The organism is Bacillus sp. VT 712 (genome assembly GCF_001614195.1).
GTDB lineage: Bacteria > Bacillota > Bacilli > Bacillales > Bacillaceae_H > Priestia > Priestia flexa.
This window is the reverse complement of the sequence record NZ_LWBK01000088.1, coordinates 1-1,355: the sequence shown is the minus strand read 5'-3', so window position 1 is coordinate 1,355 and position 1,355 is coordinate 1. Positions and strand designations below refer to the sequence as shown.

2 protein-coding genes are annotated in these 1,355 nt (G+C 39.0%); both read right to left on the bottom strand.

Annotation, left to right across the window (positions count from 1 at the left end; all coding sequences use genetic code 11):
- The coding region (locus A2U94_RS20070; RefSeq protein ID WP_156482323.1) for an IS66 family transposase at positions 1-1,008 on the bottom strand (1,008 nt) is incomplete at its 3' end.
- Between the two features lie 90 nt (positions 1,009-1,098).
- The coding region (gene tnpB, locus A2U94_RS20065; protein WP_062954813.1) for an IS66 family insertion sequence element accessory protein TnpB at positions 1,099-1,355 on the bottom strand (257 nt) is incomplete at its 5' end.

Genomic DNA, 1,355 nt, shown 5'->3' with positions numbered 1-1,355 from the left:
ATAGGCAGAGTAACCATCACAAATAATTGTACCGGAATACCCCTCCGTGAAACTTTCAAGGACGGACCGAGCCCGTGATAAAGAGCTTTGAAATAGAATAATCAAGGGACCTTGGCTTGGCACACTTCGATATACCCAGTTATAGGCATTGGATTGACCAGATTTCCCATCAGAACGATGAATAATTTGGGAATACGTTTCGTCGACATGTAGAACAGACTTAAACATCATCAACTCTTTCATTCGTTCATAAATAGGTAGTAGCCAATCATGTGCTGCATGTATGACCCAATTAGAAAGATTTTTATCATTCGTATCTAGACCATAACGTGACCATTCCTTGACCTGGCGGTAAAGGGGTAAGTATTGCGCAAATTTATCATAGATGACTTTCGCAAGCACGCTAGGGCTTGCGATGCTACGTTGAATCGGTGGCTGTGGTGCTTTTCCACGCTTAATTTGTGCGGATTGTGATGCATCACTTTTGCAGTTCCTACATTCGTAGGCATGTTCAATATGCTGTACTTTCATCATTTTTGCGGGAATAAATGTAGCTTCTTCACGGACAACCGTTCCGCCGATTTCAACCATTTGATGTTGACAACAGTCACAGATGGTATTGTCTGGATGATGATGGATCGCTTCTATTTCTACATCATCTCGCAATGAATCATTTCTCTTTTTCTTCTGGATGTTTCGAACAACAGTATAAGAAATCGTCTGTTGGCTTTGTTCTTCTGTGTGCTCAGAATCAGTAAAAGACGGGTCATCCTCAAATAAGGACACTTGCCCGTCGGGCGTATTGTATTTGGATTTTTCTGTTTTAGAGCCATATAAGAGTTTTGTTAAATGTTGAAGTTGTTGCGTCAACGATTCAATCTGTTTCAATGATTGATCCAACTTTTTCGATAACTTTTTATTTTGTTGATTCGAATGAGCTAATTGTTCTTCAAGCAGTCGAATTAATTTCTCATCTTTACTTTTGTTATTAGAAGAAGCGTTCGACACAACATTCACTACTTTCCGTTCAGTTTCGTTCCTCCTATTATAATCAGTTTGAATAGTGAAATAAAGATAAAAGTACCAACTTGAACGATTTTAGAACACGCCTTTTAGTGATGGTTGAATGGCTTTTGGTTGCTGAATGGATAACCCTTCAAGTAACCATCGGAGCTCCTGTTGTGAAAGATTACGTACTTCATTTTCATCTTTTGGCCATTGAAGTTTTCCACTATCTAAACGCTTATAAAGCATGGCGAAGCCATCGCCATCAAAATACAGACATTTGTAGCGATCTTTACTCCATCCTGAAAATAAGAAAATGGAATCGCCATATGGATCAAGTTCGAAAGAAT